This window comes from Paenibacillus sp. FSL R10-2734 (assembly GCF_037963865.1).
In the GTDB taxonomy this organism is placed as follows: Bacteria; Bacillota; Bacilli; order Paenibacillales; family Paenibacillaceae; genus Paenibacillus_AQ.
This window is the reverse complement of record NZ_CP150170.1, coordinates 4,766,407-4,785,315: the sequence shown is the minus strand read 5'-3', so window position 1 is coordinate 4,785,315 and position 18,909 is coordinate 4,766,407. Positions and strand designations below refer to the sequence as shown.

Genomic DNA, 18,909 nt, shown 5'->3' with positions numbered 1-18,909 from the left:
AATGAACCTCCTAAACTAGTGTATACAGGTATTGTTCCACTTTATTTATCCTATTACAAGTTATCGTTTATCCTAGTATAATTTGTACTATACTAAGGAATGTAGCAGGAAGGGGAGGGAGCATATGGCTAATCAGACGAGACTGCAGGCATTATCAGATTTCTTAAAAGCACGCCGAGCAGCGATCTCACCCAGCTCTGTTGGACTGCCAGAAGGCACACGCAGGAGAACGCCTGGACTTCGAAGAGAAGAAGTTGCACAGCTAGCGGGGGTAAGCAGCACCTGGTATACGTGGCTAGAACAGGGTAGGGATATTAAAGTCTCGTCATCGGTTTTGGACTGTATTGCGACGGCACTCAAGCTGACTACAGATGAGCGGAAGTATCTTTTTGCGCTAGCACTAGAGACAGGTACGGGAACTGTTCGATTTCAGCAAGATGAATTTTCTGTAATCAGTCCTTCTCTACAGAAAATATTACAAGAGCTCAAGAATTGCCCTACAATTATTTCAGATCGACGCTGTGGAATTGTAGGTTGGAATGAGGCTGCAGCGCATGTGTTTCTCGATTTCTCGGAGCTACCCATCGAGGAGAGAAACTTGATTCGCTTGTTATTTGTTCGTAAGGAGTTTCGACGCTTAGCCGTAAATTGGGAACAATTCGTTAGTGGTTATCTGTCCATCTTCAGAGCTTATTATGGACAGTATGTAGAGGATCGTTGGTACGATGAATTTATAGAGGAATTAAAGGGACTACATCCAGCATTTAATGAATTGTGGGAACAAAGCCGGGTAAGCTCTGCTCCAGATGTGCTTCTAGAATTTAGACATGCTAAAGCAGGGAAGATGTTATTTCATTTAACCTCGTTACAGGTTCATGGCAGCACAGATTTACGCTGTAGTATTTATACTCCTGTCGTAGATTCTAATACTGAAGTCAAGCTGAAGCAGCTTATGGAGCAGCCTAAAGAAAGACTTAAGTAGATTGTTATAGTAAAGGACTTCTAGCTAAATAATCAGCTAGAAGTCCTTTAGAGAGCGTTGTATTTGTGATTCTATTAGAAATCTGATGTAGAGATTTCAATAAATCCGAATGTTGTGCCCGAAGCAGTACTTAAGAGTGCTGCGACCAACAGTGCATGAACTTGAAGCGTAAGACTATTGAATGCTGGAATCGTGTAAGTGATAACTGGAGCATTCACACGGGTTAATACTAGTTCTACAGGGTGGTCCGAGATATTGTTTACTGTAACTGCAGCATTAATACCACCTGCAAGGTTTTCATAATAGGATTTGCCAATGACGGGTTCTAAAACAAACAATTGTAGAGGTAATACGATAGCCATAGTAACGACCTCCTTTTCATTTTATAGGATATACTATGCGATAAATCTATTGATGCGAGAGCGAATGACACGGTGAATTCGCACTTATTCATAGAAAACGGGCATGTCCGGTAGCCGTCTACTTGGCTATGGGACATACCCGTTTAATTATTGGAAGATTAATGAGTAGCTACATTGTTTTTATTGGAGTTTTTCTTTCCATAGATTCGGTACAAAATCAAACCGAACAGCATGCCGATAAATGACATCACAGAAATCGTTAAGTAAAGAGCCTTGCCACCAAAGGCTTCATATAATGCTCCACCAGCATATGATGCTAGGATACCTGATACTCCGAAGAATAGAAGTGCAAGTACAGTTTGACCTGTAGCACGCCATTCCTCTGGCACAATTCTATACAGATACTGAATAGCCGCAGAGTAGAATACTGGGAAGGTCAGGATTTGTAGAATTTGCAAATAGGCTAACATGTGTGGATCAGTAATCCAAGCTGAAATAAAGAAACGAAGGAAATAAAAGGCTCCTGAAATCGAAATGATGATAAGCTCTTTACCTTTCCGTAGCCACCAAAAGCTTAATGCAAAAACTATAATTTCACTCATTGCGGCGATGAAAAAGGATTGGCCTACCAATCCAGGACTTCCACCTAGCTCGCGGATATAAACTCCTAGGAACGTATCGTTCATCCGTGCAGGAACGGAGCTAATAAATATGAGCACTAGAAATAGCAGTGTTTCTTTGTTGCTAAGAAAGTGCTTTAAGCTATCAAGTGTAACCGGTTTACCGGTAACTGGAGCATCTGGCATGAACCAGCTTACTATAAAGCTTGTAAGGCTAATCGTGACGAACAACATGGCCATCCCATGAGAGCCGAAATAACTCAGCACATAACCTGTGAGCAAGGCCATTACACCGTACCCCAGCGCACCGTATGTACGGATCGACCCGTAGCTGATTCCAGCTGCCTCAGAGACCCTGAAATTCAAGCTTTCAGCTAATGGATCGATAGGCATCAGGAAGAAATAGAGCAGCATAGCAAAAAGAATAAGTCCCACATAGCTGCTGGAATCGAATAAAAAGTATCCTGTAACCGCAGAGCATAACAGTAGAACTAAAAGTACTTTGCGGATCGTTCTTGTTTTGTCGCTGATCATCCCCCATAAGGGTTGAGCTATAATGGTAACAAAACCTCCAGTACCAATAATGAATCCAATTTGCGCCGGGTTAAGACCCTGCTCCCCTAGATAGACTGGCAGAAAAGGAATAAACATGGCTAGCAGTGCAAAATACAAAAAGTTAAATCCTCGTAATAGTGTTGGTGCATTCATAAGTTTCTTTACCTCACGTATTAAATGAAATTTTTATAGTGTCAATTTGGTTATTGTATCATGGATGTAGAATGATTAGGATATAAAACTATGATAAAAATATACTATTTTCCCTGATGATATATCCATTCAAGGTTCAGTTCATTTTCATAGGATGTTGTATAACCTTGAAGGGAGTGTTGAGAATGGCTTCAATTATTGATTATGGTTCAACGTTTTTAACTGTTGATGGTCCAGTATTAGGGGTTGGTGTTGGTCAAGGAATAACAACTACCTCTGTACATCTTGATCCGGCTAATCCTGCAACTTATCATTCGAGAGTTGAGCTAAAAGCGAGTTTCGGTGTTAATAGTTTTTCATTTACTGATGATATTCGCGTAGATATTTACAGAGGTGCCACAAAAGTATACAGTAGCCCGCTCAATCGATTCTTCGAACCTGGTAACAACCTTCAGATTGTAAACGTGCTTGCTGTGGATGGTGGACTGCCAGGAACCCAAATTTATACACTTGGCATTCTATTTGCTGCTAGTAATAATCCTGGAAGTATAATTCAAGTAGTAGGACCAATTACGTTTACAGCTACAGCCATTGGTCTTTAAGTTAGTCAGCGTATGAATTAACCAAAAGCTGCACCAATTCTCCGCAGTGGAGAAAGGTGCGGCTTTTGGTGCTATACATATCCCGTCTGCTAGCTATAGTGATATAATAATCGCAGTAATAGTATAACTAAAGGAAAATGCAAGGAGATAAGCAGATGATAAAGCTAGTATCTTGGAATGTGAATGGTCTTCGGGCATGTGTCACTAAAGGGTTTAATGAATATTTTAAAGAAGTTGAAGCAGATATTTTTTGCGTTCAAGAGACAAAGCTGCAAGCAGGGCAAATTACAATGGAGCAAGGCGAAGAATACGAGCAATATTGGAATTACGCAGTGAAGAAGGGCTATTCAGGCACGGCAGTGTTCACCAAAATCAAACCGATCTCTGTGAGATATGGAATGGAAGAAGATGAAGAAGCAGAAGGTCGGATCATCACATTAGAGTTCGATCATTTTTATCTGGTCAATGTCTATACGCCTAATGCCAAACGGGATCTGACACGCTTGGAATATAGAATGGAATGGGAAGACCGTTTCCGCAATTATCTCTTAGAGCTGGACAAGCGTAAAGCAGTTGTTGTTTGCGGTGACCTAAACGTAGCTCATGAGGATATTGATATCAAGAATGCAAAGGCTAACCGTGGTAACTCTGGTTTTACCGATGAAGAGAGAGGGAAAATGAGTACCCTTCTAGAGTCTGGCTTCATAGATACGTTTAGATATCTTCACCCGGAGCTTGAGGGAGTCTATTCTTGGTGGTCTTACATGCCGAAAGTGAGAGAGCGGAATGTAGGCTGGCGGATTGATTATTTCTTAGCTTCTTCTAGACTGGCCCCCAATGTACTTGACGCTCAAATTGATTGTCATATCATGGGGAGTGATCATTGCCCAGTGATCCTCAAACTTGCTGATTTCACTAGCTAAAATAAAGTCGTTTAAGGCCGCTAAGTCCCTGCAGGGGACGAAGCGGCCTTTCTTTTATTGATTACATATATTGTATATTAAATTCTTCCGATTATATCAGCAAATTCAAGTGGTCCCATATTCACATTCATCTTCTGTTTAAGATTTAGCATGTTCTCTAGAAGTTTAATCTCAAGCGTTATACAGAAAGGCATCTCAACAAACAATAAGGATAACTCAAGCTGATCTTCTGCTGACCAAGTAAAGCTGGACATGATCCGGTTCGTAGAAGCCCCAAGGATATGTGCAAAGCTCTCGACCCATTGCCCTCGGCCAAGACGAATAACCTTTTGCTCTCCAAGCTCATCTAATAAAGTAAATTCAGCTTCGTGGTTGTTGAAGAGTATGGATAAGGTAGCTAGTGAAAATTGGTTGCTTTCGAGTGTATATGTCTTCCCGTTTATTTGTGCTTCTAGCAAGGATGACCGTTGCAATTGTGGAGGATCAATGGATAAATTCTTTAATTGCTCTGCCAAATTGGCTGATGATGTTGGATCTTCCGGAAGGGGTGCTTCTTTCATGTTGGGTAGTAGATGCTCCCACACTTCATTCAATATACCCTGAATACTATTTGTTCCGGCAGTGATAGCAACTACCGCATCTTGGTCAGGTAGAACGATACAAATTTGGCCGAATGCACCGTCTGCTCGATAGGCACCGTGTCGACATTGCCAGAATTGATACCCATATCCCATCGCCCAGTCATGATCGCCTTCGCCATTAGAAATGTGTTTGGAAGTAGCCTCATGGATCCACTCTTCGGGCAGAAGGCGCTGATGATTCCAGATACCCTTCTGTAAGTATAGCTGGCCGAATTTAGCGATATCCTCTGTGGTAATGCTTAAGCCAAATCCTCCTGTGTTGATTCCGCGAGGACAGGATTCCCAAGTTGCATTACGGATACCGAGAGGCGTGAAAAGACGTGGTTCTAAGTACTCTAGTAGCGTTTGTCCCGTGACCTTTTGAAGAATCGCTGAGAGCATGTAAGTGGCGCCAGTATTATAGAGAAAATGTGTTCCAGGTTCTTTTTCTACAGGGACCGTGAAGAAGGCTTTGACCCAATTTCCATCTGCACTGTGATGAAGTGTATCCATAGTATCCACGACTTGTCCGGTACCCATCATCAATAGATGCCTAATCCTCATCTTAGATAAATTCTCGGTAATCTCATCGGGCACATCTTCTGGGAAAAATGAAATGACCGAATCGTCGAGCGTGATTAGCTTTTCTGTAACTGCAAATCCGATAGCGGTTGAGGTGAAGCTTTTGCTAAGAGAAAATAACATATGTGGAAGGTCGGACTTATAAGGAGTCCACCAACCTTCAGAGATCACATAACCATGACGAAGGAGCATAAAGCTGTGCAAGCCTAAATTTTGTTTCTCTACAGCACTAATAAAGTTGGATATTGCGGCTGATGAAATGCCCTGCTCCTCTGGAAGACTTCTAGATAACTGCAAGCTACTTGTAGTTTCCATTCATTCATCTCCTAAATTTTGAGAATCCTTACCTTCCTATTCTATTATAATTTCCAATTGATAAACACTATGTTGTTAATCTTCTAGAGGGATGCTGTTTGAGTCATCGGTATGCAGTCTTTTCTCTGGCCATGAAATAACATGCGAGGTTCGGCTTAATTTCTCATAGATTAGCTGGTCATCTTTTTTAAATACCTTAAAGACTAAATGAATAAAGAAAGCTAGATCAGCCAGTAGAACAATGAGAAAAACGAACGTTCTCGATGAGGAAGACAGAAGCCCCGTCACAGCTGAATTGATGAGGAGCGCGTGAATTCCAAGCATCACCCAATATAGCAGCCCATATCTGATCATAAGCGCCCAGAAAGAAGCCCGATTACCTTTGCTCGTTACCCGAATACGTACAATCCATTTGCCTAAGGTCCGCCCGCCTGTGAAAGCTGGAATTAGTATGAAGTAAATACCTGTTGTAATCCAGAAAGCACTTTTTATATCGAATCCATAGAGTACACCGAAGCCAATGATCCACACCATACTATCGATGGAAAAAGCAATCCCTCTGCGAGTATAGGAGACTCTTTTGGTAGATCGATCTAGATTCGTATCCAGTTGTTCTATACGTGGCAGCAAACCGTTTATCCATATGGCAATTCGAAATCCAAAGATACCTCCCAGAGTGTTGGTAATAAGATCATCGATATCAAATAGACGGTAGGGATGATCAAAGAATCCATAGATGCCTGTAACCTGAGTGATCTCAAAGGATAATGACAGTAGAAAGGACAAGAGAATGCATGCGCCCCAGCGCGTACGAAAATAATAACCAAGAAACATTCCAAACGGCACAGTTAATGCGATGTTAAATATAACTTGTAAAAATGCGGGTTCACGCAGTAACGACCAGTAAGTTGAGATCTGATCAGGAATGATCGTAGAGCCATCCACAATATCTTGAATAAATTGTAAGGGGATGAGCTGTAGGATGGTCCCTGAAGGTGCCAAATTGTGCCGGGTGGCAGGTAAAGGAAGCAATACGAGAAAATAGGCGTTCATCAAATAGAGCAGCAGTAGGTATAGGATTAAGGCTCTAAGCTTATGGATATAGCCGTGTCTACGATATTGAACGATGAGAAAAGGTAGTGTAAAGATCAGTGCTGCTATAGGAAACATCATGAAAGCATAAGAAATCGGAAATAAGTACGAATGAACCATAAGTCACCTGCCAAATCATTGGTTTTTGTGGAAGAAAGGAGTATTCTGTAAACTAGCGTTCCCGGCTCATTATAAAATTTTATGCTAGGGAACTCAACTAATTTATTTAGCGCTCCCGGCATACATATGTCTATAGAGGAGCGTGAAGCTGATGGAGAAAAAGGTGCAGCAGTATTATCGACTGAAGCAAAAGCAAAAGGAAATCGAAAAAGAGTTGACGGAACTTCGGCAGGATATTCTGAGTTATTGCAGTGAGCTGGGGGCAAACGAGGCTGAAATCGGAAGCTACAAAGTGAAGCTAGTGATGCAAAATCGCAAAGAATATGATGATCTGAAGTTATATGAAACCTTGTCAGACCCCGAAGTGTGGCGCATGCTCTCCAAATCAGACCCGGCGAAGGTTGCAAGTTTGACCAAGCTTAACGTAATCTCAGAGGACAAGATAATGCATACCTATTCTTTAAAGACCGTAACTTTACTGCAGGTGGATAAAAAATAATGATTTACGTGGTGGTTCCCTTAGAGGGGGCCGCCTTTTTCATATCGAATCGCAACTAATTGCATTTTGCGTTAAAATAAGAAGTGAAGCTGTAAAGCAACCATAGAGATGGAGGAAGAGAAATCATGAAAGATTTTGATGTAATGTTAGAGAAATATGCGAACCTAGTTGTAAAAGTAGGGGTAAATGTTCAGCCAGGACAAGTTCTGATGGTGCATGCACCTATTGAAACGGCAGAGCTTACTCGCTTGATTGTAGGTAAAGCTTATGAGGCGGGAGCCAAATATGTAATTGTAGATTGGGACGATGAAGCGACTACACGTATTCGTTACGAAAAAGCTTCTGAAGATTCCTTCGATTACTATCCGCAGTGGCAAGCAGAAATGATGGAGAAGTTTGCGGAGGAGAACGGCGCCATTTTACATATTAAAGTCCCAGATCCGGAATTGTTCAATGGTATTGATTCTTCTAAGGTATCAAGAGCAGTTAAAGCAGCAGCGGTTGCTCGTAAGAATTACTCCAAATATACCCGTAACAGCAAAATCAGCTGGTCCCTCGTCAAGGCTCCGACACGTGCTTGGGCGAACAAGGTGTTTGCGGATCTTCCTGAAGAAGAACGAGTGAATGCGATGTGGGAAGCGGTATTCCAGATGAACCGCGTGGGTAATGATGATCCGGTAGCTGCTTGGAGAGAACATATCGGTCAATTGAAAGAAAGTCAGGATAGAATGAACGCTAAACGTTATAAAAGCCTGCATTACCGCGCACCGGGAACGGATCTACATGTAGAGCTTCCGGAAGGCCATTTATGGCGCGGTGGAGGCGGAGAGAATGATCAGGGCGTATATTTCGTGGCTAACATGCCAACGGAAGAGATTTATTCCATGCCGAATCGTACAGGAGTGAACGGTACAGTACGCAGCACACTTCCATTGAATCTAAACGGACGTCTCGTCGAGGGACTTTCATTTACTTTTAAGGATGGGAAGGTTGTAGGTTATGAAGCTGAATCAGGTCGTGAACATTTGACCTCGCTGCTGGCAACGGATGAAGGTGCGTCCTATCTAGGAGAAGTGGCTTTGGTGCAGCATGATTCTCCAATCTCGCGTTTAAACCGAATTTTCTATAATACCGGGATTGATGAGAATGCCTCCTGTCACTTTGCACTGGGAAGTGCCTATCCTGTTAATATTGAAGGCGGTACGAAGCTTACGAGCGAGGAGCTTATAGCTAGAGGTGCAAACGTCAGCTTAACCCATGTTGATTTCATGATTGGTTCGGCAGAACTGGATATTGATGGAGAACTTGCGGATGGCACGATTGAACCGGTATTCCGTAAAGGGAATTGGGTGTTGTAAGAATAAACTTAAGGCCGTAATCTCAGCTGACGCGAAGCAATTCAATGCCCTGAAGCGGTTAATGTCAGAGGATACCCTTATTAAATAATATTCACACAAAAAACAGCCGGAGCTCTCTTAAATAGAGAGTCCGGCGTTTTTATTGCTCATACTGATCTTTCTTATTTTGAAAAATAATTAAGGCCCATGGCCTCGCGCACTTCGGACATCGTTTCTTGAGCGATGTCGCGGGCACGCTTAGTTCCGGATAATAAGATATCCTCAACAACCTTGGGTCTTACAGCATAATAGGAGCGACGCTCACGCATCGGTTCTATAAGCTGGTCTAGAGCTGTCGTGATAAGCTGCTTGCAGGCAGAACAGCTTATGGTGCCGTTTTCGCAACCTTCGCGAATTTCTGGGACGTCATGTGAACGGAAAGCACGGTGATAAGCATAAATAGGACAAACTTCTGGATGTCCAGGATCATTTTTATGAACACGGGCTGGGTCGGTTGTGGCTTTACGGATCTTGAAGGTGATCTCTTCTTTCGTGGAGTCCAGCTCTATGGCATTGCCAAGGCTTTTACTCATTTTAGCGTTTCCGTCTGTTCCTACTAGTCTTGGCGTATCGCTGATGAGCGCTCTGGGCTCTACTAGGATGGGGCTGTACAGCTCATTGAATCTACGTACGATTTTGCGAGTCAACTCTAGATGGGGAAGCTGGTCTTCTCCTACAGGAATAATCGTCGCTTTACAAAAGGTTATATCTGCAGCCTGACTAACTGGATAACCAAGAAAACCGTAGTACAGTTCATCTAAGCTGGAATTTTTCGATTCGGCTTTAATGGTAGGATTTTGCCGCAACGAATTCACAGTGACAAACATGGAGAATAGGACGGTCAGCTCAGCGATCTCTGGGATCATGGATTGAATAAATATAGTGGCTTTATCTGGATTTATACCTGCTGATAAATAGTCTAATGTAATTTCATTCAAGTTTTGACCTAGTAGTTGAGGGCGATCAAAGTGAGTCGTTAGGGCTTGAATATCTGCTAAAAACACAAAAGTATCATATTGCTCCTGTAGCACCACTCGATTCTGTAAGCTGCCTACGTAATGGCCAAGGTGAAGCTTTCCAGTCACCCGATCTCCAGTTAATACACGTTCTTTTATCATTTGAATTCCTCCTGTTTTGTTGCTTCTGTCTAACATTGAGTCGCCACCACCAGCCATCATCCATGGCCATCACCTCCTTTAAATGACAAAAAAACCTCATCCAATAAGGACGAAGTTGTCGTGGTACCACCTTAAATGATCGTGCCGCCAGTTTCATTAGCATTACGATCTTCTCTTACCTGTACGGAGAAGGTCTAGGGTTTATCTCGATACAGGTCCCTTGATAACGGTGGGAAACCCGGCTTTCCCTACAACATCAGCTAAGATGGTTCGGAAGAGCAACTCTAAAGGCCATTCGAGCAAACGCAGGACACCGGTTCACAGCAACCACCGGCTCTCTGAAGTCCATGCTTGTTTGTCTACTTACCCTTTGTCAACGTTATTCATTATATTTGGGTAATTGTAGTGCTGGTGAGCGAATTTGTCAATGGGTGGAAATTAGCGGGTGATAGACGAATGATCTAGGTTTATATGATCTAGCAAAGTATAACTTAAATGTATATATTCATCAGGAAGTATGTCCAATCTATCAGTGTTGATACACAATATAATAATGTATAACCTTCTAGTTGGAATGGAGTGATGATAAATGGCGACAAATATAAGTTATGGCTCACAGGCAAAAATCCCTTTAGACCCGTTTACTACTATTACAACGGTTGCAGGTATTCCTGGAGCTGGAGCGGGTCTAGCCACAGCGCAAGTAAATATTAGCCCGGCTAACCCAGCCTCTTTCTCCAGTAGAGTTGAGTTAAATGGTAGTTTTAGTCTTACTGCACTTGCTGATAGTCAATTTCTTGTTTTAATCCGACGTGCTGGAGTCGATATTTATAGATCCTTTTATAGTTTTACTGCAACTACTGATATTCAATTAAATGTTCAGTGGGTTGATGGTCCTTATATTGGCATCCACAACTATGAATTAGTAATTCAAAATGATACAAACGTGCCTATTAATCTATATGGACCCATATCATTCACAGCAACTGCTATCGGAGGAGAGGGTGTAATTTAAGTTATGGGACAGTTGAATCGATCTGATTTAACTGTCCTTTTTCATGGGGTATAATTTATTTATTTAAAATGTTGTCCTCTAACACAGCATATTTATCGCCGTACTGCTTAATGATATGTTGTTCTCCCCAATTACATAGAGAAGTCAAAATGTCGCTTAAACTATCGCCATATTCACTAAGCTCATATTCCACTTTTGGTGGAACCTGATTGTATACAATTCGATTGATAATTCCATCGGCCTCTAACTCTCGAAGCTGCTGTGTTAACATTTTTTGAGTAATCCCGGGCATTAACTGCTTTAACTCAGATGTGCGTTTTTTGCCATGAGTTAGATGACAGAGAATTACACATTTCCATTTCCCTCCAATGACTTCTAGTGTGGCCTCCACGGAAATATTGTATTTTTTCTTGATGGTTGTTGTCATGATAGCCTCCATTTTATAGGTACTTTTTAGTGCCTATGGTACTTTTAAGTGCGTACTATTGATTATGTCCAATTTTACCTATCATAACATTTATCGTTCATTTTTTATAGAATGCTATAATCTTAAAGTGCTCAGCCCCAAAAAAGTTAATGCAAATAAAAACCGTTTCTATAAGCTCCCCGTCTTAATCTATGAAAGGTTGAGGAGAGGGGGCTAAGGAAGGATATGACGATGACTAATGCAGAAATGAAGAAAGTTACGATGCTCGATTCTCGGAGCGAGACGGATTTTTACGATTCCATATTGGTACATAGAGAACAACTATACAGTATAGCCTATAGCTACTTGCGTAACCGGAATGATGCACTTGAAGCGATGCAGGAAATGACCTGCCGGGCCTGGATTAAAAGAAAAACGTTAAAGGAACCTAAAGCGTTTAAATCATGGATCATTCGGATCCTGATTTATGTCTGTATAGATGAACAAAGACGCAGAAAACGTTCTATGCCGCTGGTAGACGAGAGAATAGGAGAGCGGATTACACACATCGGCCATCATAGAATGGAAATGCTGTGGGCACTTGAACAGGTTAAGCCTAAGTATCGACATGTGCTGCTGCTTAAATACTACAACGATATGACCTTGATAGAGATTGCTAATATTCTGGATAAACCAGAGGGAACAGTCAAGACATGGCAGCATAAAGGCCTCAAGCAATTAAGAACGATCATAAAGAATCGGGGTGATTGGTACCATGAGTAGTCAGGAGGAGCTTGCCATGTTAATCGATGCTGAACGGATCCCGCAGGAGCAAAAAATGGAGAGTGCAGCCGCACAAATATATGCCATACAAGCAGGACTCGAACTAGGTAAGAAACGTGGCAAAAAGCTAATATTCGCAAAAAGCGCGATGGCTGTATTGACTGCTGCAGTTATGGTCGCTGGAATACTATTCTTCAATCCAGCCCAGCTGATACCACAGCAAGGTTCTTCAATTATTGAATCAAGTGATTGGGGCGTATTGGAACCTTTTAAAAAATTGGCAGCGGCTGATATTGATGCTCTTACTTTAGAGTCCGCAATTCGGAATGATTATGTGCAGATCGTTAATAAGAGTGCTGAATCAAATGGATATAAAATCACCCTGAATGCTGTGCTGGCTGATGAAAACAAAATCATGCTCCTGTATACGGGAACAACAAGCGATGGTCAGGAAGTCTATAGTGTAAATAGTGTGAAGCTGACAGATGCTGCAACTGGACGAGATGTAATGGAGGAGAATGGGAATAGAGGCGGAATGGGAGCACATGCAGAGGGAACCATATATACTTGGCTGGGTAAAACTATATTTTCACTGGACCGAAATAAACCGGCTCCGACAGAGGTAGTGGCGGATTTTCAGATTGCTTCTGTAGACCCGGGAATGCTGAGTAAACCAAAAACGGGAACTGATTTAAATGATATGCGTTATTCCGAACGTTTAAAGGTGAACTTCTCTATGGATCCAAAATTTTGGGAGCAGAAGACAGAGACATTAGTTGTAGACCAACCATTCGTGATTGATGGACAGGAAGTAAAGCTTGCAGAAGTGGAGCTGTCTCCGTTAAGTATAGCGCTCAAATATACGATAAGTGAGGAATTACAATCTGATTGGATAGTCCGAAATGAAATATTTCAAAAGCTCCCCTATGAATTGACAACGCAGGTTGGAAAGCACGAAATTAAAGTAAATCCAAATTCTGGTAGTGGAGCCGATGATGGATTTATAAGTTACTTCAGCAGCAACGTCTTGGATCACCCGAAATCCATGCGTTTGAAGCTTAATGTGGGGACAGATCGAGAGAAAGAAGAGTATATTGATATCCTAAAAAAATGAGCAGTGAGAGATACGAGTTGAATGTGCAAAAACATGCTTTGGAAATCGGAATACAGATTAAAAGGCCGCTAACTGCGGCCTTTTATGTATTTTGAAACAGTATGCAATTTATGATAATGACTGAAACACTAAACCTTACGGACCTTTCGGACCGTATTGCAGCTATTTGCTTTTTTTAGACCATTTTGCTGATCTATCGGACTGTATAGCTCCTATTAGTTAGTTTTCACACTAAATTGGAGCGTTTTTGGATGAATAGCTGCAGCTGAGTCCGATAGCACTACGAAATGCCGAGAATATTCGAAATAAGGGCATCTGAGTCCGAACCATCGGAATCGGATAAATAGTGCTATAATAACTCTTTGAGTGTTCTGAGCTGTGTTCTGATCTATATGAACTAGGGGTGATAGGTTTGAGCGTAATCCGTATGGAGAACGTAACTAAGAAATATGAGAATACATTGATTTTTCGAGATATTTATTTTCGAGTTAGCAAAGGCGAACGTATTGGGTTAATCGGACGAAACGGTGCGGGGAAATCTACTGTTTTTAAGCTAATGATGGGAAAAGAGGAGCCAACAGCAGGGAAAGTAGAGTTAGATCCTAACGTGAAGATTAGCTACTTCTCGCAATTCTCGGAGCTTTCCGGGTCCTTGTCTGTACAGCAAGAGTTAGAACTGTGCTTCGAGCAGGTAGCGCTTATCGAACAAGAGCTTAACCAAATCGGTGAACAGCTTGGGCAAGTGACGGATGATGATCAGATGAATACACTTTTAGAGCGGCAAGCGGCGCTTTTTGAACAAATGGAGCATCTGGATGGCTGGAATGTATCCGTCGAAATCAACACAGTCCTGACCAAGCTGGGCTTCAATGAAAGATCACGACATCAACCAGTCGATGAGTTATCTGGAGGCTGGAGGAACCGTGCAGCACTGGCTAAAGTCCTAATTGAAATGCCCGACGTCGTATTGCTCGATGAGCCTACTAACTTTTTGGATATCGAAGGGATCGTATGGCTGGAGCAGTGGCTGCACCGTTTTAATGGAGCGATGATTCTGGTCTCACATGATCGGCAATTTATTGACAGAGTGGTCACGCGGACGATAGAAATCGAAAATTATCATTTTCAAGAATATGAAGGCAATTACACCGATTATGTTCGTAAAAAGAAGATGCGCAAAAAGGTGCTCGACCGTCAGTTTGAATGGGAAGAAGAGCTTCTGCTTATGGAGTCGGAGGCTATTGAAACCCGTGGGAGCAAAAAGTCCTCTAAGGATCGTCTATCCCGTAAGCTGACAGATATGAAAAAGCGCGTGGAGCCTCATCCAGTGAACGTTCTAATCACCGATATCTACAGCAATTTACGTTTTCCGGACAAGCTGGGTGAAGTGAAAGGAATCGGTCAAAGCTATGATGGGCGAACGATATTCGAGAACATTAGCTTCGATATTCAAAAGGAAGATCGGATAGCAATAGTAGGGCCTAACGGCAGCGGGAAGTCGACACTCATTAAGGTATTGACTGGGCAAGAAGAGCCTGAAACGGGTGGTGTGACTTGGGAGCGTGGGGTCAGCTACGCGTACTTCAATCGGATGTGGGACGAACTCGATGTTAAGGATACTGTCAGTCATGCCGTAAATGTGTATGGGCTGGGACTCGACGCTCCACGGAAAAAAGTGAACAAATTTCTATCCATGCTGCAATTCTCAGAAATGGATCTGAGTAAAACGATCGGCAGTCTGTCAGGTGGACAGCAGGCCAGAGTAGCGTTAGCGAAATGCCTTCTCTCTGGCGCGGCTGTCATTATTTTGGATGAGCCAACCAATCATTTGGATTTAACGAGTATTCAGGTGATGGAGCAGGCACTAATTCATTTCCCTGGAGCCGTTGTTACTGTTAGTCATGATCGCTTCTTCATTGATAAAATAGCCACCAAAATGCTTACCTTTGATCCTGAAGTAGGAATCACTGAGCAGAATGTCTAGGATTATAGGATTAAGCTGGGAGTCGGATGACCACTGTGGTCCCTTCTCCTACTTGACTAGTGATTTCAATCCCATACTGTTCACCAAAATAAAATTGAATGCGATCATGAACATTTTTAATACCAATATGATCTTCATCTAGGGTGTCTGATGGTTGAGAGAGACGAAAACGCAGCTGTTTAAGTTTCTCTTCATCGATGCCAATCCCGTTATCCTTCACGATAATCAGCATATCATCCCCTGAAATCATCGAGGAGACCTCAAGAAGACCCGGTTCACTTCGACACTCCAGTCCATGGACAATAGCATTCTCAACGATGGGTTGAAGGGAAAAGTGCATGACTTTAACCATTTCGGTATTAGGTTCTAGCTGTTCAACATATTGAATTTTGTCCCCGAAGCGTAATTGTTGGATCTTTACATACAGCCGGACGTGCTCAAGTTCTTCTCGCAGGGTTACGGTTATCTTTCCGGTCTGGATATGAATCCGAAACAACCTACCTACAATCCCCACCATTTCACCAATCTCACGCTGTCCATTAATGATGGCTTTCATCTGAATAGATTCAAGGACATTCGCAAGGAAATGTGGATTGATTTGGCTTTTGAGGGCGCCGTACTGGGCTACTTTTTGTTGCGCCTTGGCCATTGAGGATCTCTCGATATAATTTTGCAGGTCCTTCACCATTTTACGGATTCCATTATACAGAACACCGAACTCATCCTGACGATCACTATATAAATCCACATCGAAATTCCCCATACCTACCAGCTTAACCTTTCGGCTTAAGAGAATAATGGGCTTTGTAACACGCTCCGATAGGATATACATGAATAAGATCGCAGTGACAAGCGACAAGAGCGCTAATGTTAAAATAATTTTTCCGAGAAAAGTAGCCTGCTTAGTCATCTCTTTTTCATCAATATACTGAATGACCTTCCAGTTGGAGTAAGGAGACGTAACAAAGTTAATGTACGAATCCTTATCATCAAAAGTACCATAAAAGCTTCCCGTGTCATTGTTCATGAAAGTATTTAGCGCTAGAGCTTCTATGGGAATAGGTTGTAAAGGAGAGGTCTCCAAGATGTCAGAGCTATATACGCTGCCACCCTTATCATCTAAAATAATGAATTTACGTTTGCTATTCTCCGAGAGCTTTAAGATTTCACGTAATGAATCCAATCGAATGTCGATTAACATAACACCTATGGGCTGCTTACTTCCTTTTTTATTAATGACTCGGGCGATAGAAATGACGGATTGTTTGGAATTGGTGCGATAGAAGGGAATGTGGCTTCCGAATAAGATCACTCCGCCTTTTTTTTGCTGGGTCTGTAAATACCAATCCTCTTGTGTATAATCCTTCACATCATAATCCGCACGATTGAAATTGGCAGAGTAGAACACACGTGATCCCGTAAAAATCTGCACACTATCAACATTTTTAATCGTCATCTCAATCCCGCTGATGAAATGTTCAATTGCGTTTCCATACTGAATATTTAGATCATTACCAACATCCTCTTGATGAATGGTCCAATGCTCAAGGGCGGCCTGGAGCTGGCTATCTGTCTGTGCACTAAGTGTACCCTTATCAATACTTTGCAAATATTGGTCAATATTGAACGAGAGGTTATTAAGAATCAGATTAGAGCTGCTCTGATATTCATTTTTGACGGCTTGATTTGAAAAAATATAAATAATCGCCGATATGATCAGGAGTGGAATGGTAATGGTCAAAATCATCAGCACGAAAATCTGACGATTGACATGCCGCATCCGATAGCGTCTCTTTGGTTGCTCTATCTGCATCATTTGGGTCACCAGCCTGATTGTTTTCTATAGTCCGATGGGGTCATGTTCGTGATGCTTCGAAACGTCTTAACGAAATGCTTATAGCTTTTATAACCACACATCGTACAGACATCGGTCACCAGAAATTCTGGTTTTTTTAAGCATTCCTGCGCATATTCCATTCGAATTTCGGTTACAAATCGCATGTAGTTCTTATCAAGTTTTCTTTTGAACAGACGACTTAAATAAGAAGGATTATAAAAGAATCGATCCGCTACCATCTGTAGAGTCACATCTTGATCAATATTTTCTTTAATGAAGGATTTTATATGTTCGAATATGATCACATCCTGTTGATGGTTGTGCGTCAGGCCTTCGGTATAAACGATCCCCAAATGAACCATCCATCTGCCAAGCCAGTCGAAAAGCGCTTCAAGCGAATCAAAATCATCCACAAAGGTAAGGTTCAAGAGCTTTTCGCTGTACACGCCTTCGATATGGATGTGGTTTTTATTGGCAAAGCGGATAATGATACTTATGATTTCTTGAAGAAATGCGAGCCAATAATCAGGAGAAGAGATATCTGTTTTACTCAAAATATTTTGAGACAGGCGCTGCATCAGCTGGAGCGTCTCTGTTTCGTTAGAACTTTCGATGCAGGAGATCATGCGTTTCTTATCATTCTCATCTAGTTGAATTAGGGATGTTTTAATTGAATTAGAGCCTTCTATCCATTGTGGCACGTAAAATAACCTGGAATCTCTCTTGTAAAAGCGTTGATATAACATTTTATCGGACTCATGCAGCAATGTATTTATTTGTGTAGGATTCTCTGTTGTTTTACCTATAACTAAATAGAGGCCAAGATGATGCTCTAGCGTGAGTGACTTCAAATATTGGTCGATTCGTGACTGCACTTGTGCTTGAAGAGGGAAGTTGTCAGTGAATGACGGTGATCCCAATACAATAAGTCCGTAGAGCTTTGTTTTAGATGAATATGTAAAAACTGAGTGCGGTGTAGAGGCATGGAGATACTCATCCACAGCGTTATGAATGAACTTCTTCGCATGTTCTCTCATCCACAAGGTGGATTGAGCACGCGCTTCTCTCATTGGAATGCCGGTCAAAACAAAGGGTAGATATAGATAGTAGCTACTGTTGAAATTACATAGATCATGGATCATAGAAGCATCTATTACAGAATGTTCGTCCTCTAGCAACAGCTTTACAAGCTGAGCGCCCTCCAGATTAGAACGTTTTAATCGGTCTTGCCGCTTTAGATGAAGCTTGTTCATGCATTCTTGTACCACTAGAAGGCTTTCCTCGTATTCCAAAGGCTTGAGCAAAAAAGCATACACATTCCCCAGTTTAATAGCTTTCTGAGCGTATTCGAAATCGTTAAATCCCGTCAAAATGATAAATATTGTATCAGGAAGCAGAGTACGAATCTGCTCAATCATTTGAAGTCCATCCATTTCAGGCATCCGGATATCGGTGATCACCAAATCGGGCTTCTCACGCAGTGCGGTGGCCATTCCTTCTTTTCCATTCTCTGCTTCAATAATGCTGTGCACCCCGAGCTCATCCCAAGCAAAGTAATGCTTTAAGCCCGTTCGTATTAATGGTTCATCCTCTACAATCATTAGCTTGTACATGAAATCCCTCCGGAAGACTAGAATTACAGTGGATCATTCGTAAGAAAATACCATTGGATGTAAGATTAAAAGGGTTACATTAAGGCGGAAAAGTGAAAAATTATAAATTAAATTGTTAATAGGTGGAATATGTAATGTATTATAACATTGTAGAGGTATGGATTGAAGGGATAGGTCAGAAAAGAACCCTAAAAGTAAAAGGAGTGGGATTCTCCTG

17 protein-coding genes and 1 other annotated feature are annotated in these 18,909 nt (G+C 41.9%); of the genes, 9 read left to right on the top strand and 8 right to left on the bottom strand.

Annotated elements, in window-relative coordinates; all coding sequences use genetic code 11:
• The first annotated feature begins 124 nt into the window (after nucleotides 1–124).
• A complete protein-coding gene (locus NSS67_RS20890) occupies nucleotides 125–982 on the top strand; it encodes a helix-turn-helix transcriptional regulator (RefSeq protein WP_339315517.1) in 858 nt (285 codons plus the stop codon).
• Between the two features lie 74 nt (nucleotides 983–1,056).
• On the opposite strand, the gene NSS67_RS20885 is transcribed toward NSS67_RS20890, so the two are convergent.
• Nucleotides 1,057–1,344: a hypothetical protein gene (locus NSS67_RS20885; RefSeq protein ID WP_339315515.1), complete on the bottom strand. Its 288-nt coding sequence runs from the start codon at nucleotides 1,342–1,344 to the stop codon at nucleotides 1,057–1,059.
• Between the two features lie 158 nt (nucleotides 1,345–1,502).
• The gene (locus NSS67_RS20880) at nucleotides 1,503–2,672 is read right to left on the bottom strand and encodes an MFS transporter (RefSeq protein ID WP_339315514.1); all 1,170 of its coding nucleotides are present in this window, start codon (nucleotides 2,670–2,672) and stop codon (nucleotides 1,503–1,505) included.
• Between the two features lie 185 nt (nucleotides 2,673–2,857).
• On the opposite strand from NSS67_RS20880, the gene NSS67_RS20875 reads away from it, so the two are divergent.
• Both NSS67_RS20875 and NSS67_RS20870 read left to right on the top strand, forming a co-directional pair.
• A complete protein-coding gene (locus tag NSS67_RS20875) occupies nucleotides 2,858–3,274 on the top strand; it encodes a hypothetical protein (RefSeq protein ID WP_339315512.1) in 417 nt (138 codons plus the stop codon).
• A gap of 158 nt (nucleotides 3,275–3,432) precedes the next feature.
• Nucleotides 3,433–4,197 (top strand): exodeoxyribonuclease III, encoded by a 765-nt coding sequence (locus NSS67_RS20870; protein ID WP_339320652.1) that lies wholly within the window; start codon nucleotides 3,433–3,435, stop codon nucleotides 4,195–4,197.
• A 77-nt stretch (nucleotides 4,198–4,274) separates the two neighbouring features.
• On the opposite strand, the gene NSS67_RS20865 is transcribed toward NSS67_RS20870, so the two are convergent.
• Nucleotides 4,275–5,714: a serine hydrolase gene (locus NSS67_RS20865; RefSeq protein ID WP_339315511.1), complete on the bottom strand. Its 1,440-nt coding sequence runs from the start codon at nucleotides 5,712–5,714 to the stop codon at nucleotides 4,275–4,277.
• A 75-nt stretch (nucleotides 5,715–5,789) separates the two neighbouring features.
• The gene (locus NSS67_RS20860; protein WP_339315510.1) at nucleotides 5,790–6,887 is read right to left on the bottom strand and encodes a VanZ family protein; all 1,098 of its coding nucleotides are present in this window, start codon (nucleotides 6,885–6,887) and stop codon (nucleotides 5,790–5,792) included.
• A 190-nt stretch (nucleotides 6,888–7,077) separates the two neighbouring features.
• Between NSS67_RS20860 and NSS67_RS20855 the strand changes: the two genes are divergently transcribed.
• Both NSS67_RS20855 and NSS67_RS20850 read left to right on the top strand, forming a co-directional pair.
• Nucleotides 7,078–7,425, top strand: a complete 348-nt coding sequence (locus tag NSS67_RS20855; protein ID WP_339315509.1) for a hypothetical protein — start codon at nucleotides 7,078–7,080, stop codon at nucleotides 7,423–7,425.
• A gap of 125 nt (nucleotides 7,426–7,550) precedes the next feature.
• Nucleotides 7,551–8,783 (top strand): aminopeptidase, encoded by a 1,233-nt coding sequence (locus NSS67_RS20850; RefSeq protein ID WP_339315508.1) that lies wholly within the window; start codon nucleotides 7,551–7,553, stop codon nucleotides 8,781–8,783.
• A gap of 161 nt (nucleotides 8,784–8,944) precedes the next feature.
• On the opposite strand, the gene trpS is transcribed toward NSS67_RS20850, so the two are convergent.
• Nucleotides 8,945–9,940 carry a tryptophan--tRNA ligase gene (gene trpS, locus NSS67_RS20845; RefSeq protein WP_339315507.1) on the bottom strand — a complete coding sequence of 332 codons (996 nt, stop codon included), beginning with the start codon at nucleotides 9,938–9,940 and terminating at the stop codon, nucleotides 8,945–8,947.
• Nucleotides 9,941–10,042: 102 nt separating this feature from the next.
• Nucleotides 10,043–10,326: a binding site (T-box leader), on the bottom strand.
• Nucleotides 10,327–10,529: 203 nt separating this feature from the next.
• Between trpS and NSS67_RS20840 the strand changes: the two genes are divergently transcribed.
• On the top strand, nucleotides 10,530–10,955 hold the full coding sequence (locus NSS67_RS20840; RefSeq protein WP_339315506.1) for a hypothetical protein: 426 nt from the start codon (nucleotides 10,530–10,532) through the stop codon (nucleotides 10,953–10,955).
• A gap of 55 nt (nucleotides 10,956–11,010) precedes the next feature.
• On the opposite strand, the gene NSS67_RS20835 is transcribed toward NSS67_RS20840, so the two are convergent.
• Nucleotides 11,011–11,382, bottom strand: coding sequence for a winged helix-turn-helix transcriptional regulator (locus NSS67_RS20835; RefSeq protein WP_339315505.1), 372 nt, complete (start codon nucleotides 11,380–11,382; stop codon nucleotides 11,011–11,013).
• Nucleotides 11,383–11,607: 225 nt separating this feature from the next.
• On the opposite strand from NSS67_RS20835, the gene NSS67_RS20830 reads away from it, so the two are divergent.
• The 3 genes from NSS67_RS20830 to NSS67_RS20820 all read left to right on the top strand — a co-directional run bounded on the left by NSS67_RS20830 (nucleotide 11,608) and on the right by NSS67_RS20820 (nucleotide 15,242).
• Nucleotides 11,608–12,144, top strand: a complete 537-nt coding sequence (locus NSS67_RS20830) for a sigma-70 family RNA polymerase sigma factor (RefSeq protein WP_339315504.1) — start codon at nucleotides 11,608–11,610, stop codon at nucleotides 12,142–12,144.
• Nucleotides 12,145–12,160: 16 nt separating this feature from the next.
• Nucleotides 12,161–13,258 (top strand): DUF4179 domain-containing protein, encoded by a 1,098-nt coding sequence (locus tag NSS67_RS20825; protein ID WP_339315503.1) that lies wholly within the window; start codon nucleotides 12,161–12,163, stop codon nucleotides 13,256–13,258.
• Between the two features lie 412 nt (nucleotides 13,259–13,670).
• Nucleotides 13,671–15,242 carry an ABC-F family ATP-binding cassette domain-containing protein gene (locus tag NSS67_RS20820; RefSeq protein ID WP_339315502.1) on the top strand — a complete coding sequence of 524 codons (1,572 nt, stop codon included), beginning with the start codon at nucleotides 13,671–13,673 and terminating at the stop codon, nucleotides 15,240–15,242.
• 10 nt (nucleotides 15,243–15,252) lie between these two features.
• On the opposite strand, the gene NSS67_RS20815 is transcribed toward NSS67_RS20820, so the two are convergent.
• Together NSS67_RS20815 and NSS67_RS20810 are read right to left on the bottom strand one after the other, a co-directional pair.
• Complete coding sequence (locus NSS67_RS20815; RefSeq protein WP_339315501.1) at nucleotides 15,253–17,022, bottom strand: sensor histidine kinase; 1,770 nt, start codon at nucleotides 17,020–17,022, stop codon at nucleotides 15,253–15,255.
• 41 nt (nucleotides 17,023–17,063) lie between these two features.
• A complete protein-coding gene (locus tag NSS67_RS20810) occupies nucleotides 17,064–18,692 on the bottom strand; it encodes a response regulator (protein ID WP_339315500.1) in 1,629 nt (542 codons plus the stop codon).
• Nucleotides 18,693–18,909 lie beyond the last annotated feature (217 nt).